Below are 14,133 nucleotides of genomic sequence, written 5' to 3'. Positions count from 1 at the left end.
ACATGTTGGCGCCATAATCTCATACTTTGCCGCGATAGAGTCTCTCCGGCCTGCCCACTTTCCCGTAGCTGATCTCCGCTTCGAGAAAGTTATTTTTCACGCCTTGTTCCAGATAGCGTCGGGCAGTGGTTTTACTGCTGCCCAGAATTTGCGCCAGAGTGTCTGCTGTATGTACTGCCTGCGGGTCGGCGAATATTTGTCGTACCCGGTTGAAGGTGTTTTCATCAATTCCCCGCAGTCCGCTATTCGGTTCTGCGGTTTGTTCTTTGGCCTGGATATTAAATAAGGCATCAACGTGCGTCTGGTTTGCCTGCTCACTGGAACGTAACGAACTGCGGTAACGGGTGAACCGCTCCAGGGTATGCTGCAGGCGCTGATAATGTACCGGCTTAATCAGATAATCGAATACGCCCATGCGTAAGGCATCGCTGATGGTATCCATATGATTGTCGGCGGTAATGAAAATAATTCGCCCCGTGTAGTTGGTGCTGATGGTATGACGAATTAAATCGATCCCTTTGCCATCGGGTAAAAAATTATCCAATAGAATTAACTGTGGTTGATAGAGGCGTATTTGCTTCTTTGCACTTTCCAGTTTGTCTGCGATGCCGACGATTGAAAACTGGGGAAAAAGCTTGATGGTGTCCACCAGGATTTCCGCTAGCATCGGTTCGTCTTCAACGATGAGTGTCGTAATGCTATCCATGTTATTCTTCTCTGGTAAAAGGGATATAGAGGGTAAAAATGGTGCCAAAAGGATTATTGTTATCGACGATAATGTCACCATTGGCCTGCTTGACGTAGCTGTGCACCAACCATAATCCAATTCCGTGATCGCCGTTGTTGTGGGTGGTCACTCCACGCTCGAAAATATGCTGGCGGATATTTTCGTCAATACCACATCCCTGATCGGCAACTTCAATAATGACTTCATTACCTTCGCTGTTGATCAGGCACTCAATCTGTCGCGAGCCTTCGCGATTGAGCAGGGTGGCGTTATAGGCGTTGTCCAATAAATTGCCAACAATCGAAATCCATTCATTATGCGAGAGCGATGACGGCAGGTGTTCAACAAAGCTTGAAGGATCGAAAATCAGCTCCAGCCCCAGCTCTTTTGCCCGATAATATTTACCGATTAATAGCCCCGCAAGGTGGTAGTCGCGGAAATTATGGGAAATAAAATCGAGTACTTTCTGGTGGCTTTCCGATTGCTGCTGAATCAGCGCCAGCGCATTATCGTAGCGCTTCAGGAACAGCAGTCCGGCAATGGTGGAAATAAGGTTGCGATGCTCATGCTGCACGGCGCGCAGGTTATCGGCGTATTGCCGCACCTGACTTAACTGCAGGCTGAGTGTATTGATATCGTCTTTGTTGCGAAAGCTAATAACCCAGCCCTGAGGCTGGTTGTCAATAATGACCGCCATGCGACTGGCGATGACTTTCATTTGGTTAAAGGTGACGATCTCATCTTTTTTGTTTTTTTGCGGCGCATCGTAAAAAAAAGCCTCCGGCAACACGATATGGTGGATTGCATAGCCAATGAGTTCAGACTCCGGTTGGCTCAGATTCAGTAAGCGGCGAGCCGTTTGGTTAATGGCGGTAATACGGTGATGGGAGTCAATGGCGATCAACCCTTCAAATACCGACTCAAATAACACGCTTTGCTGAATTAATAGTTGTGAAAGCTGCTGCGGCTCCATGTTAAGCATCTGCTTTTTAATATGCAGCGAGAAGCGGCGGGCGCAGTACAACAGCACCAGCAACAGTATCGCCATCGGGAACAGCAACGAGCTGATTTGTAAGTTAAGCCAGCTCTCCAACTGTTCCAGAGTATAGCCAACGGAAACAATACCGATGACTTTACCGGTACTGTCCTGAATCGGGGATTTACCACGTAAGGAAGAGCCTAATGAACCTTTACGCACCGATACGTAGCTTTTAGCGTTATACAGCGCGTCGTCGCTATCGCCGCCCTCCATATATTTGCCGATCTCATTCGGGTTGACGTGATACAGTCGCTGACCTTTTTCGTTGCCAACGGTAATGTAAGTCGCGTCCGAAAACGAGCGCATTGGGTCAATCAGCGCTTTGATGCGTGGCAAATCATGCGCCTCTACGGCTTCAACTAATTCTGGCATAGCGGATATTTGCATTGCCTGAATAAGCGCACGTTGGCCCACCTGATAATGCAGGCGCTCTTTCGTGATATCGGTCAGATACCAGGTGATTGCCAGCATCACGATGGTGGATGTAAACAGGATCAGTAGAAATATCCGGTTTTGAAACGAGCGTCTGGCAAACCAGCGTGTAATTTCCCGTATAAACATATTGGTATTTAGATATTTAATTACGGTATTTTCTTGCATTCGGCATCACCGGAACCTGAACCAGTTCATACTTACTTTTCTTTCAGAAAAAATTTGGATGAAAATGGGATACGGCATGCGTATCCCATCCACTATTACATCGCCAGCACGTATTTCAGCATCACCCCGGCGGCAATCGCCGAACCGATAACCCCCGCCACGTTCGGGCCCATCGCGTGCATCAGCAGGAAGTTCTGCGGGTCCGATTCCAGCCCCACTTTGTTCGATACGCGTGCCGCCATCGGCACCGCCGACACCCCCGCCGAACCGATAAGCGGGTTGATTTTGTTCTTACTGCACAGGTTCAGCAGCTTCGCCATCAGCACCCCGGCCGCCGTCCCGATACCAAAGGCAATCACCCCCAGCAGCAGAATGCCCAGTGTCTGCGGCTGCAGGAACTTGTCCGCCACCAGCTTGGCGCCCACCGACAGTCCGAGGAAGATGGTCACGATATTAATCAGCCCGTTCTGCACCGTGTCGCTCAGACGCTCCACCACGCCGCTTTCGCGCATCAGGTTGCCAAAGCAGAACATCCCCAGCAGCGGCGCGGCGTCCGGCAACAGCAGGGCCACCAGCATGAGCAACACCACCGGGAAGAGGATTTTTTCCCGCTTGCTGACGGTGCGCAGCTGCACCATGCGGATTTTGCGCTCAGTCTCCGTGGTCAGCGCCTTCATAATCGGCGGCTGGATTAACGGCACCAGCGCCATATACGAGTACGCCGCCACCGCAATGGCCCCCAGCAGCTCCGGCGCCAGCTTGCCCGACAGATAAATCGCCGTCGGGCCGTCCGCGCCGCCGATAATGCCGATGGCCGCCGCCTGCGGCAGGGTGAAGGAAATCAGGCCGAAGTAGTTCAGCGTCAGCGCCCCCAGCACGGTGGCGAAGATACCGAACTGCGCCGCCGCGCCGAGCAGCAGGGTGCGCGGATTCGCCAGCAGCGGGCCGAAGTCGGTCATCGCGCCCACGCCCATAAAGATGACCAGCGGCGCGACGCCGGAGCCAATCGCCACTTTGTAGAACAGCGCCAGCACCCCCGGCGTGTAGCCCATGTCCACCGCCAGGTTCTCCATCTGGCCCTGCACCGACGGCAGCGCCAGCGCTAACGCCTCCTTGATGGCGTGCACGTCCGGCGCGCAGTTAAGCTTCGCGGCAATCACCGCCAGCTGCCCGGCGTCGTGATGTGCCAGCAGGCTTTCCAGCGCGGTCAGCGCCATGCCCGCTTCCGGGATGTTGGAGAGCAGGCCGCCGAAGCCAATCGGCAGCAACAGCAGCGGCTCGAACTTTTTCGCAATCGCCAGCCACAGCAGCAGCAGGCTGACCAGCAGCATGATGGCCTGGCCTGCGCCAAGGTGCATCAGCCCCATGCCCTGAAGCAGGGCGTTCAGACTTTCCATTTCAGTTCTCCGTTACGCCAGCGTCATCAGGGTGTCGCCCACAGAGACCGCGTCCCCGGACTTCACCGCGATACCGCGTACCGTCCCGGCCTGCGCGGCGCGGATTTCGGTTTCCATCTTCATGGCTTCCAGAATCAGCAGCACGTCGCCTTCGGCCACCGTCTGGCCCTCGGTGGCAATCACCTTCCAGATGTTGCCCGCCAGCGGCGCGGTGACCGGGGTGCCTGCGCCTGCCGGGGCGGCAGCCTGAACCGGTGCGGAAGACGGGGTGGCAGTAGTGAGCTGGCTGATATCGCCGCCGTCGCTGACTTTGACCACAAAGGCTTTGCCTTCCACTTCCACGGTGTAGATACCGGAAGCTGCAGGCTTCTCTGCTTTTGCCACCGGCTGCGCGGCTTCCGCCTGCGGTACCGGCTCAAACTCCGCCGGGTTATGGCGGTTCTCAAGGAATTTGAGGCCAATCTGCGGGAACAGCGCCACGGTGAGCACGTCGTCGATGGCGTTTCTCGCCAGAGTGATGCCCTTCTCCTGCGCCTGCCGCCTGACGTCCGCTTCCAGTTCAGCCAGCTCCGGCTTCAGCAGGTCCGCCGGGCGGCAGGTCACCGGGGCAGCCCCTTCCAGCACGCGGGCCTGCAGTGCCGCGTTCACCGGCACCGGGGTGTGGCCGTATTCCCCTTTCAGTATCCCGGCGGTTTCCTTCGCGATGGTCTTGTAGCGTTCGCCGGTCAGGACGTTGAGCACCGCCTGGGTGCCGACAATCTGCGAGGTGGGGGTCACCAGCGGGATAAAGCCAAGGTCCTCGCGCACGCGGGGGATTTCCGCCAGCACCTGGTCCAGCTTGTCCGCCGCATTCTGCTGCTTCAGCTGGCTTTCGAGGTTGGTCAGCATTCCGCCCGGCACCTGCGCCACCAGAATGCGGCTGTCGTAGCCTTTCAGCTGGCCTTCAAAGGCGTGGTATTTTTTGCGCACCTCGCGGAAGTACGCCGCGATGCTTTCCAGCTTCAGGATATCCAGCCCGGTGTCATATTTTGTGCCGGCAAGCGTGGCGACCAGCGCCTCGGTGGCCGGGTGGCCGTAGGTGGCGCTCATGGAGGAAATCGCCGTGTCCACGCCGTCAACGCCCGCCTCGATAGCCTTCAGCAGGGCCATCTCCGCCATCCCGGTGGTGGCGTGACAGTGCAGGTGCAGGCGCACCTCAAAACGTTTTTTGATTTCACTGACCAGCTCAAAGGCGGCCATCGGCGTCAGGATGCCGGACATATCCTTGATGGCAATCGAGTCAACGCCGGTTTCCAGCAGCTGTTCGGTCAGGTCCAGCCAGGTCTGCAGGGTGTGCGCCGGGCTGGTGGTGTAACTCAGGGTCCCCTGGGCATGTGCCCCGTGGCTGCGCACCGCCTGCAGGGCGGCTTTCATATTGCGCGGGTCGTTCATGGCATCGAAGACGCGGAACACGTCCATACCGTTTTTCACCGCGCGCTCGACGAAGCGCTCCACCACATCATCGGCGTAGTGGCGGTAGCCGAGCAGGTTCTGCCCGCGCAGCAGCATCTGCAGCGGGGTTTTCGGCATGGCTTTTTTCAGCTCGCGCAGGCGCAGCCACGGGTCTTCGCCAAGAAAGCGGATGCAGGCGTCAAAGGTGGCGCCGCCCCAGCATTCGAGGGAGCCGTAGCCCACGTCATCGAGCGCGGCGGCAATCGGCAGCATATCGTCAAGACGCAGACGGGTGGCAAACAGGGACTGGTGGGCGTCGCGCAGGACGACATCGGTAATGGCAATAGTCATGGATCCCTCCGGGAATTAAGCGTTAAGGCGGTGATGGTGAATGGCGGCGGCAATCACCGGCTTTAAGCGGGTGAAGTCGTCCACGACGGGAACGGCGCGCGGTGCGGGCGCGGCGACGGGTTCCGGGAAGAAGCGAGTAATCACGGCAGACATGCCGCGAATGGCAAAGATGAGCAGGAACAGAAAGCTCAGTACGAACCCCATCCCTAAAAACATCAGGGTGAAACCTTCACCCAGTAGTACAGCTTCATTCATGAATCATTTTCCATAATGAGAGGCACGACGGTGGCCTTGACGACAACCTTCCTGGTGAATCCGGCTAAGGAGTAGAGTGGATTTCCCTTGGCCGCCCCCGGCTTTGGCCTCTACTTTTCTCCAGGTCGTTTGCGGCAAAGACACCGCCGTGCGTTTTTTTACACCATCATGCTGAACACGATGCTAGCGATAACCAGCACAATACCGCCGCCCAGACGAGAGGAAATTTGTGCATATGAAATGAGGTTCATACGGTTACAGGCGGAGAGCACTTCCAGATCGCCGGAACCGCCGCGGTTGGCCATACACAGGCCAGCGGTAATAGATGATTCAATCGGGTAGAAGCCAATCAACCAGCCCCCGATAGCTGCGCCAACGACAGCGCCGACCACAATGATTGCGGCGATAACGACGTTCGCGAACGTCAGGGCGTCGATGATCTCTTGCAGATCGGTGTAGCAAACACCCACACCTACCATCAGCACCCACAGCAGTTGTTTGGAGAAGAAGTCAGAAAGACGTTTCGCCCCGGCTTTAATCTCCGGTGAGCAAAGACCTGATGCGTTCAGCGCAGCAACAATCAGAACCATCCAGGCGAAGTAGTGAATAGAGACGCCGCCGATGCTTGGCAGAATTTTCTTGGCAACAACATAGGCCAGCAGGAAGCAAGTGGTGGATAACACCATGCCAACCGCCGTTTCACGATGGGTAATCTGACCGGCTTTTTCATCATCTTCAGTTTTGAAGGAGGCCTTACGAACCAACTCGCCTTCACCGCTAAGCCAGGTGTATTTTTTACCGACCATATCGAGGAGTGCAGCGAAAATAATGGCGAAGATGTTTGCGATGGTCAGAATGGCGATAGCCGTTGAGTAGTACTCTTCGCGGGAACGTCCGGTAACCGAGTGATAAATTTCAGACAGAGGCACGGCGCCCGCGCCGTTACCACCGCCCATAATCGGCAGAACGTACAGCATCATGATACGGTCGACCGGGATACCGAAGCACAGACCAATGACGATACCGAAAAGGGACGCGCCGACAATCCCGGCGAGGATGGTTGGGATATAGCCCAGCAGTGATTTTAATAGCAGCTTACGGTTTACCGACAGGATAGCGCCTGTGATCAACACCGCGATAAACAGGTTAAGGAAGTTGCTTTTATCCATTACGTTGCTGATCGCATCAATTTCTTTCTGCGTAAATATGCCAGCATAGACAAAATAAGCTGCAACCAGAAATATCATAACCGGTGCGCCGCCAATATATTTATTGAAGATCGGTAAACGTTTGCCGATTTCACCAAAAATGGCCCCCATCACAAACATAAGGGCAAAACCACCGACTAAGTCAGTAGGTATAGCATTATAAAAATGAGAAAGTAATAAAGTAATTAATGCAAAAGCATAAAGCGGTAGCGGCATACCAAAGATTTTGAATCTGAGTAAATCGCTAGCCCCCTTTCTCTCCGTAGCCGAAGCCTGGGTCATGTTGGTCATAAACATTTTCCTGTGTATTGATGGGTAACAAGACCTGCGCATACTAATAAATTCAATGAACCGTGAGATGTGACTATCTTCACTGAATGGTTGTGTTTTTAATTAATTTAATTGTTTTTATTAACTCTGATTAATTAAGGAAATAAAAACTATAAAGGTCATAAAGGCAGCGGGGAAAGTGTGATGTCTATTCCAGACGAATAATATAAACACTGGCGAAATATGCGGCGTTATTTGCTGACGGATGCTGAATAGAGTGAATCTGATATTTAAACGCATTTATTTGCAAAAGGATGTATTGCGTCGCGAGTCGGTCGCCATGTTTCTGAAGGGCGAGGGACTCGCCCTGGAAGACGATTGTGAAATCGCGGTATGCGCATATTGGCAGGGTGAGATAGTTGGATGCGGCTCGCTGGCCGGGAACGTACTGAAATGCATCGCTGTTTCCCCAGTTTTACAAGGGGAAGGGCTCAGCCTCAAACTGCTGACTGAGTTGCTTACATTGGCCTACGAGTTAAACCGCAGCGAGCTTTTCCTGTTCACTAAGCCGCAAAATCGGTTGCTGTTTTCTGGCGCGGGGTTTTGGCCCATTGCGCAGGCAGGTGAGTTGGCGGTGTTAATGGAGAACAGTAGTGAACGGTTAGCGCGCTTTTGTCGCCAACTGGCGCTTTATCGTCAACCGGGAAAAACGATCGGCGCCATCGTCATGAACGCCAATCCGTTTACCTTGGGCCACCGTTATCTGGTGGAGCAAGCGGCTGCGGCCTGTGACTGGCTGCATCTGTTTGTGGTCAAAGAAGATGCTTCATTTTTTTCCTATACCGACCGTTGGGCGCTGATCGAACAAGGAATCGCGGGTATTGACAACGTCACGTTGCATTCCGGCTCCGCTTATATGATCTCGCGTGCGACGTTTCCCGGCTATTTCCTCAAAGAAAAAGGGGTTGTGGACGACTGCCATTGCCAGATCGATCTGCAACTCTTCCGTGAACATCTGGCTCCAGCGCTGGGGATTACCCATCGTTTTGTCGGCAGTGAACCGTTTTGTCCTCTGACCTGTGCCTATAACCAGCGAATGCACGACATTTTACACGATCCGAAGCGCAGCGGCCCGGTTATTGAGGTCGTCGAGCTGGCGCGGGTGGAGAAAAACGGCACGGCTATTTCCGCCTCTCGCGTCAGAAAACTGTATAGCGAACGTAATTGGCCGGCGATAAGCGCGCTGGTGCCTGCTGGCACCCTGGCATATCTGCAGCGGCATGCCGCCAGACACACTGAAACCATATGACGTAACACCGTTAACAAGGAACATAACTAATGAAAATCATTAAAGATGCCCTGGCAGGCACGCTGGAATCCAGCGATGTGATGATCAGGATAGGTCCATCCAGCGAGCCAGGAATTCGGCTGGAGCTAGAGAGTCTGGTGAAGCAGCAGTTTGGCGCGGCGATTGAGCAAGTCGTGCGCGAAACGCTGGCGAAGCTGGGCGTTGAACGCGCGCTGGTTAGCGTCGATGACAAAGGCGCGCTGGAGTGTATTTTACGCGCCCGAGTGCAGGCGGCGGCGCTGCGCGCTGCAGAACAAACGGAAATTCAATGGAGTGCGTTATGAGACCACGTCGCAGTATGTTGTTTATCCCCGGCGCAAATGCGGCCATGTTGAGCACCTCGTTTGTCTACGGTGCGGACGCGGTGATGTTCGACTTAGAAGACGCCGTAGCGTTACGTGAGAAAGATACCGCCCGTCTTTTGGTTCATCACGCGCTTCAACATCCGTTCTATCAGGATGTTGAAAGAGTGGTGCGCATTAATCCACTGAACACGCCGTTTGGTCTGGCCGATCTTGAGGCCGTCGTGCGTGGTGGCGCGGATATTGTGCGTCTACCGAAAACCGACAGCAAAAACGATGTGCTGGAGCTGGAAGCGCAGGTCGAACGGATCGAACGTGAATGCGGACGCGAGGTCGGCAGTACCAGGCTGATGGCGGCGATCGAATCAGCGAAAGGCGTGGTCAATGCCGTCGACATCGCCACCTCTACACCACGTCTGGTGGCAATTGCGCTGGCGGCATTTGATTACGTGATGGATATGGGTACCAGCCGGGGCGATGGCACCGAGCTGTTCTACGCCCGCTGCGCAGTGCTGCACGCGGCGCGTGTTGCGGGTATTGCCGCCTATGATGTTGTTTGGTCGGATATCAATAATGAAGAAGGCTTCCTGAAGGAAGTGCAGTTGGCGAAAGGGCTTGGTTTTAATGGTAAGTCCTTAGTGAACCCACGTCAGATTGAGCTGTTACATCAGGCTTATTCTCCGACACGTAAAGAAGTTGAGCATGCGTATGAGGTGATTGCCGCCGCTGAAGAGGCTGAGTCTCGCGGTCTGGGTGTCGTTTCACTCAACGGCAAAATGATTGACGGCCCGATTATCGACCACGCGCGCAAAGTGGTGGCGCTGTCGGCTTCCGGTATTCGTGATTAAGGAAGGAACCATGAAAGAGACTGTAACCATGCTCAACCAGCAATATGTCGTACCTGAAGGATTACAGCCCTACCAGGGGGTAACAGCGAACAGCCCGTGGCTTGCCAGTGAAACGGAAAAGCGTCGGCGTAAAATTTGTGACTCGCTTGAAGAGGCTATCCGTCGTTCCGGGCTTAAAAATGGCATGACGATATCCTTCCACCATGCGTTTCGTGGTGGCGACAAAGTTGTCAATATGGTGATGGCGAAACTGGCGGAAATGGGATTCCGCGATCTGACGCTTGCCTCCAGCTCATTAATCGATGCCCACTGGCCGCTTATCGAACACATTAAAAATGGCGTGGTGCGGCAGATTTATACCTCCGGGCTGCGCGGCAAGTTAGGGGAAGAGATCTCCGCTGGCCTGATGGAAAACCCGGTACAGATCCACTCTCACGGCGGCCGCGTAAAACTGATTCAGAGCGGTGAGCTGAATATTGATGTCGCTTTCCTCGGCGTGCCGTGCTGCGACGAATTTGGTAATGCGAACGGCTTTAGCGGCAAGTCACGCTGCGGCTCTTTGGGGTATGCGCAGGTTGATGCGCAGTACGCTAAATGTGTGGTGCTCCTGACTGAAGAGTGGGTCGAATTCCCCAATTATCCGGCCAGTATCGCGCAGGATCAGGTTGATTTGATCGTACAGGTGGACGAAGTAGGGGATCCGGAAAAAATCACTGCGGGCGCGATTCGTCTGTCCAGCAACCCGCGTGAACTGTTGATCGCCCGACAGGCGGCCAATGTAATCGAACACTCAGGCTATTTTTGTGACGGTTTCTCGCTGCAAACCGGCACCGGTGGCGCATCTCTGGCGGTCACCCGTTTCCTGGAAGACAAAATGCGTCGCCACAACATTACGGCGAGTTTTGGCCTGGGCGGGATCACCGGCACCATGGTGGATCTGCATGAGAAAGGGTTGATCAAAGCGCTGCTGGATACGCAATCATTCGATGGCGATGCAGCCCGTTCGCTGGCGCAGAATCCACATCATATTGAAATCTCAACCAATCAATACGCGAACCCCGCCTCTAAAGGCGCGGCATGCGAACGCCTGAATGTGGTGATGCTGAGCGCACTGGAAATTGACGTGAATTTCAACGTTAACGTGATGACCGGTTCAAACGGCGTACTGCGTGGCGCATCGGGCGGCCATAGCGATACGGCAGCAGGGGCCGATCTCACCATTATTACCGCACCGCTGGTCCGTGGCCGAATCCCATGCGTGGTGGAAAAAGTGCTGACTACCGTCACGCCTGGGGCAAGTGTTGATGTGCTGGTTACCGACCATGGTATTGCGGTGAACCCTGCGCGTCAGGATCTGCTTGATAACCTGCGTGCTGCGGGTGTGGCGCTGATGACCATCGAACAACTGCAACAGCGCGCTGAGCAACTGACCGGTAAACCGCAGCCGATTGAGTTTACCGATCGGGTGGTGGCTGTGGTGCGTTATCGCGACGGTTCAGTGATTGACGTGATTCGCCAGGTTAAAGGCTGATGAAGGGCACAGACCTGCTGTACCAGGGCCAGGCAGTTACGCTGGAGGAGATGCTACAAGCGCGCGATAAACGTGCCGCCAGGCAGCGTCAGGCGTTGAACTGCTATCGGCTACCGTTGATTTCCCTCACGCTGGTTGCACCGGGCGCCGTTAAAAACTCAGCGGTCTGGCGGCGTGTCGCCGATTATGCAATTGCCGAAATACTGGCGCTTTGCGAACAGAAGGAGTGGGTCAACGTCTGGGAAATGCAGGTGAATGAACGCAGCGGCCCGGAATGGATGGCAGCGGTCTGTGCGCCGGCAATGGCGTTGAAACAGCACATGTCGACACTAGAGATGAGCCATCCGTTAGGGCGGCTTTGGGACATCGACATTATTGATAGCGACGGTAAGTCGCTATCACGCCGTGAACTCGGGCATCCTGCCCGGCCATGTTTGATATGCCAGCAGGATGCTCATCTCTGTGCCCGGGGCAAGCATCACACCCTTGACCTTTTGTTGGATGAAATTGCACGAAGGATTGAATGCTATGAACGTGAGCGTTGTGACTGAACGGCGTACGCCAGCGTACTCATCGCTGGCGGCTGGCGAACTTAATGGGTTGGTTGCAAGAGCGCTGCTGACGGAAGCCAGGCTGACACCAAAACCCGGTCTGGTCGATATTCGTAATTCGGGAGCGCATAGGGATATGGATCTGGCGGCATTTGAACGTAGCACTACCGCCATTGCTCCGTGGATGGAAAAGTTTTTTATCATGGGCAACAACACGGCGGCGCTGGCGGCAGAAAATGTCCTGGTGATGCTGCGTCCGCTGGGGATGGCCTGTGAGAACGATATGCTACAGGCGACCAATGGTGTGAATACCCATCGCGGGGCGATTTTCGCTTTTGGCCTGCTGAGCGCAGCGATTGGCCGACTTCTCGCGCGGGGAGAACCGTTGGAGCAAAATCGTATCTGCGACCAGGTTGCCCGCCTGAGTCGGAATATTGTTGCCCACGAGCTCTCAGCAAAAAAAGCGGGAAAACTGACAAAGAGTGAAACCCATTTCCAGTGCTATGGCCTGTCGGGCGCGCGGGGAGAAGCGGAAAGCGGTTTTCGAACCGTCAGAACGCAGGCTTTGCCGGTGTTTAACCGGGTCGTGCAGGAGCATGACGATACCCATCTTGCCCTGCTGCAAACATTGTTGCATCTGATGGCGTGGAATGATGATACCAATCTGGTGTCACGGGGAGGCCTGGAAGGGCTTTACTACGTGCAGCAGCAGGCACAAAAATTGTTGTGGCAAGGGGGCGTATTGGTTGAGGGGGGCATTGAAGCGATGCAGTCCCTCGATGATGAACTCATCCTGCGTAACTTAAGCCCTGGCGGTAGCGCGGATTTACTGGCAGTGACCTGGTTTTTAAGTCATTTTCCTGCCGGTTCCCTCTATCCTGAGTAAGTTTCTCTTCTTTCATTCTCTCCAGCAATGATTCATCCTGCGGGATGAATCATGTCTTTTACTGATATCGCTCCCTGTTTATCATTAATTTCTAATTATCGGCGATTTTAGATGGCGGCCTCCGGGCGCGCTGGTTACTCTGAAAACGGTTTACGCAATTTTTACAAAAGAGAATAGCTATGCATGAAGCACAGATCCGCGTTGCGATTGTCGGCGCCGGTGGCCGCATGGGACGGCAGTTAATCCAGGCCGCCATGGCGATGGAAGATGTTCAGCTGGGTGCCGCGCTGGAGCGCGAAGGCTCTTCCTTGCTGGGCAGCGATGCTGGCGAACTGGCAGGCGTGGGGAAAACGGGCGTCATCATTCAAAGCGATCTGGCGTCGGTCAAAGATGATTTCGATGTTCTGGTCGATTTTACCCGTCCTGAAGGCACACTGGCGCATCTGGCGTTTTGCCGCCAGCATGGTAAAGGGATGGTGATTGGTACTACCGGCTTTGACGACGCCGGTAAACAGGCCATTCGCGAGGCGTCGCAAGAGATTGCGATCGTTTTCGCCGCAAACTTTAGCGTCGGCGTTAACGTCATGCTCAAGCTGCTGGAGAAAGCCGCGAAGGTAATGGGCGACTATAGCGATATTGAAATTATTGAAGCGCACCACTGCCATAAAGTGGATGCACCGTCGGGTACGGCGCTGGCAATGGGCGAGGCAATCGCCGGGGCGCTGGATAAAGATCTGAAGGACTGCGCGGTCTACTCGCGTGAAGGTTATACCGGCGAGCGCGTACCGGGAACGATTGGCTTTGCAACCGTTCGGGCGGGCGACATCGTCGGCGAACATACCGCGATGTTTGCCGATATTGGCGAGCGCGTAGAGATTACGCATAAAGCTTCCAGTCGCATGACGTTTGCAAATGGCGCGTTGCGATCGGCGTTATGGCTAAAAACGAAGAAAAATGGGCTATTTGACATGCGGGATGTGCTGGGACTGGATGTACTATAACGACTAAATACCTTCGTGATGTGGTTGTGGTAATCAAGATTAATTGATTACAAAGGGCAATATATTATTGCCCTTTTGTTTTTTGCCCCCCGGTTATTCGGTCAGATAAATAACGCCTTTCGCCATTCATGTTTCGACAGTTTCTTCGCCCACGACATGTTCTGACGTTGTTTTCGCGTTAAGAATAGTCAGTTTAAAGACATCCGGGCCAACGGCATCCATTTGCGTGACGTAATTGCCATTACGATAAATGCGGTTAATTGGCCCTTCAGGCGCATCGGTAAGGGTCATTACGTTCAACGGGAAAAAATTACTGCCTGAACTGACGTCACTCATATTCAGCTGCAGTGGCTTATCGTATGCAAAATGCACCTCGACCAGACTGATA

At 54.3% G+C, this 14,133-nt stretch carries 14 protein-coding genes; 7 read left to right on the top strand and 7 right to left on the bottom strand.

Annotated features, from left to right (window positions below; all coding sequences use genetic code 11):
* Positions 1–19: 19 nt before the first annotated feature.
* The 6 genes from ACLJRE_RS10850 to citS all read right to left on the bottom strand — a co-directional run bounded on the left by ACLJRE_RS10850 (position 20) and on the right by citS (position 7,299).
* On the bottom strand, positions 20–706 hold the full coding sequence (locus tag ACLJRE_RS10850; protein ID WP_000377415.1) for a response regulator: 687 nt from the start codon (positions 704–706) through the stop codon (positions 20–22).
* A gap of 1 nt (position 707) precedes the next feature.
* Positions 708–2,327 carry a sensor histidine kinase gene (locus ACLJRE_RS10845; protein ID WP_053296637.1) on the bottom strand — a complete coding sequence of 540 codons (1,620 nt, stop codon included), beginning with the start codon at positions 2,325–2,327 and terminating at the stop codon, positions 708–710.
* A gap of 134 nt (positions 2,328–2,461) precedes the next feature.
* Complete coding sequence (locus tag ACLJRE_RS10840) at positions 2,462–3,763, bottom strand: oxalacetate decarboxylase subunit beta (protein WP_000444830.1); 1,302 nt, start codon at positions 3,761–3,763, stop codon at positions 2,462–2,464.
* Positions 3,764–3,775: 12 nt separating this feature from the next.
* Positions 3,776–5,545 carry a sodium-extruding oxaloacetate decarboxylase subunit alpha gene (gene oadA / locus ACLJRE_RS10835; protein WP_058108997.1) on the bottom strand — a complete coding sequence of 590 codons (1,770 nt, stop codon included), beginning with the start codon at positions 5,543–5,545 and terminating at the stop codon, positions 3,776–3,778.
* 15 nt (positions 5,546–5,560) lie between these two features.
* Positions 5,561–5,800: an oxaloacetate decarboxylase subunit gamma gene (locus ACLJRE_RS10830; protein WP_001001155.1), complete on the bottom strand. Its 240-nt coding sequence runs from the start codon at positions 5,798–5,800 to the stop codon at positions 5,561–5,563.
* A 158-nt stretch (positions 5,801–5,958) separates the two neighbouring features.
* Positions 5,959–7,299: a citrate/sodium symporter CitS gene (gene citS, locus ACLJRE_RS10825; protein ID WP_000183608.1), complete on the bottom strand. Its 1,341-nt coding sequence runs from the start codon at positions 7,297–7,299 to the stop codon at positions 5,959–5,961.
* Between the two features lie 244 nt (positions 7,300–7,543).
* Between citS and citC the strand changes: the two genes are divergently transcribed.
* The 7 genes from citC (at position 7,544) to dapB (ending at position 13,745) form a co-directional block, all read left to right on the top strand.
* Positions 7,544–8,587, top strand: coding sequence for a [citrate (pro-3S)-lyase] ligase (gene citC / locus ACLJRE_RS10820; RefSeq protein ID WP_072156320.1), 1,044 nt, complete (start codon positions 7,544–7,546; stop codon positions 8,585–8,587).
* A 29-nt stretch (positions 8,588–8,616) separates the two neighbouring features.
* Entirely contained in the window at positions 8,617–8,910 is a 294-nt protein-coding gene (gene citD / locus ACLJRE_RS10815) for a citrate lyase acyl carrier protein (protein ID WP_000691461.1), read from the top strand.
* Positions 8,907–9,776 carry a citrate (pro-3S)-lyase subunit beta gene (gene citE / locus ACLJRE_RS10810; RefSeq protein WP_023212454.1) on the top strand — a complete coding sequence of 290 codons (870 nt, stop codon included), beginning with the start codon at positions 8,907–8,909 and terminating at the stop codon, positions 9,774–9,776. The genes citD and citE overlap by 4 nt, the downstream gene beginning before the upstream one ends.
* Positions 9,777–9,786: 10 nt before the next feature.
* Positions 9,787–11,307: a citrate lyase subunit alpha gene (citF, locus tag ACLJRE_RS10805; protein WP_000665573.1), complete on the top strand. Its 1,521-nt coding sequence runs from the start codon at positions 9,787–9,789 to the stop codon at positions 11,305–11,307.
* A complete protein-coding gene (gene citX, locus ACLJRE_RS10800) occupies positions 11,307–11,858 on the top strand; it encodes a citrate lyase holo-[acyl-carrier protein] synthase (RefSeq protein WP_000679050.1) in 552 nt (183 codons plus the stop codon). Before citF ends, citX begins: the two co-directional genes overlap by 1 nt.
* A complete protein-coding gene (citG, locus tag ACLJRE_RS10795; protein ID WP_001103238.1) occupies positions 11,836–12,744 on the top strand; it encodes a triphosphoribosyl-dephospho-CoA synthase CitG in 909 nt (302 codons plus the stop codon). The genes citX and citG overlap by 23 nt, the downstream gene beginning before the upstream one ends.
* 179 nt (positions 12,745–12,923) lie before the next feature.
* Positions 12,924–13,745 (top strand): 4-hydroxy-tetrahydrodipicolinate reductase, encoded by an 822-nt coding sequence (gene dapB / locus ACLJRE_RS10790; RefSeq protein ID WP_023212453.1) that lies wholly within the window; start codon positions 12,924–12,926, stop codon positions 13,743–13,745.
* A gap of 126 nt (positions 13,746–13,871) precedes the next feature.
* On the opposite strand, the gene ACLJRE_RS10785 is transcribed toward dapB, so the two are convergent.
* Positions 13,872–14,081: a hypothetical protein gene (locus tag ACLJRE_RS10785; RefSeq protein WP_162297775.1), complete on the bottom strand. Its 210-nt coding sequence runs from the start codon at positions 14,079–14,081 to the stop codon at positions 13,872–13,874.
* Positions 14,082–14,133 lie beyond the last annotated feature (52 nt).

This window comes from Salmonella sp. SAL04157 (assembly GCF_046551635.1).
In the GTDB taxonomy this organism is placed as follows: Bacteria; Pseudomonadota; Gammaproteobacteria; order Enterobacterales; family Enterobacteriaceae; genus Salmonella; species Salmonella enterica.
Note: the sequence above shows the minus strand (reverse complement) of the source record. Positions and strands in the feature narration are given on the sequence as shown.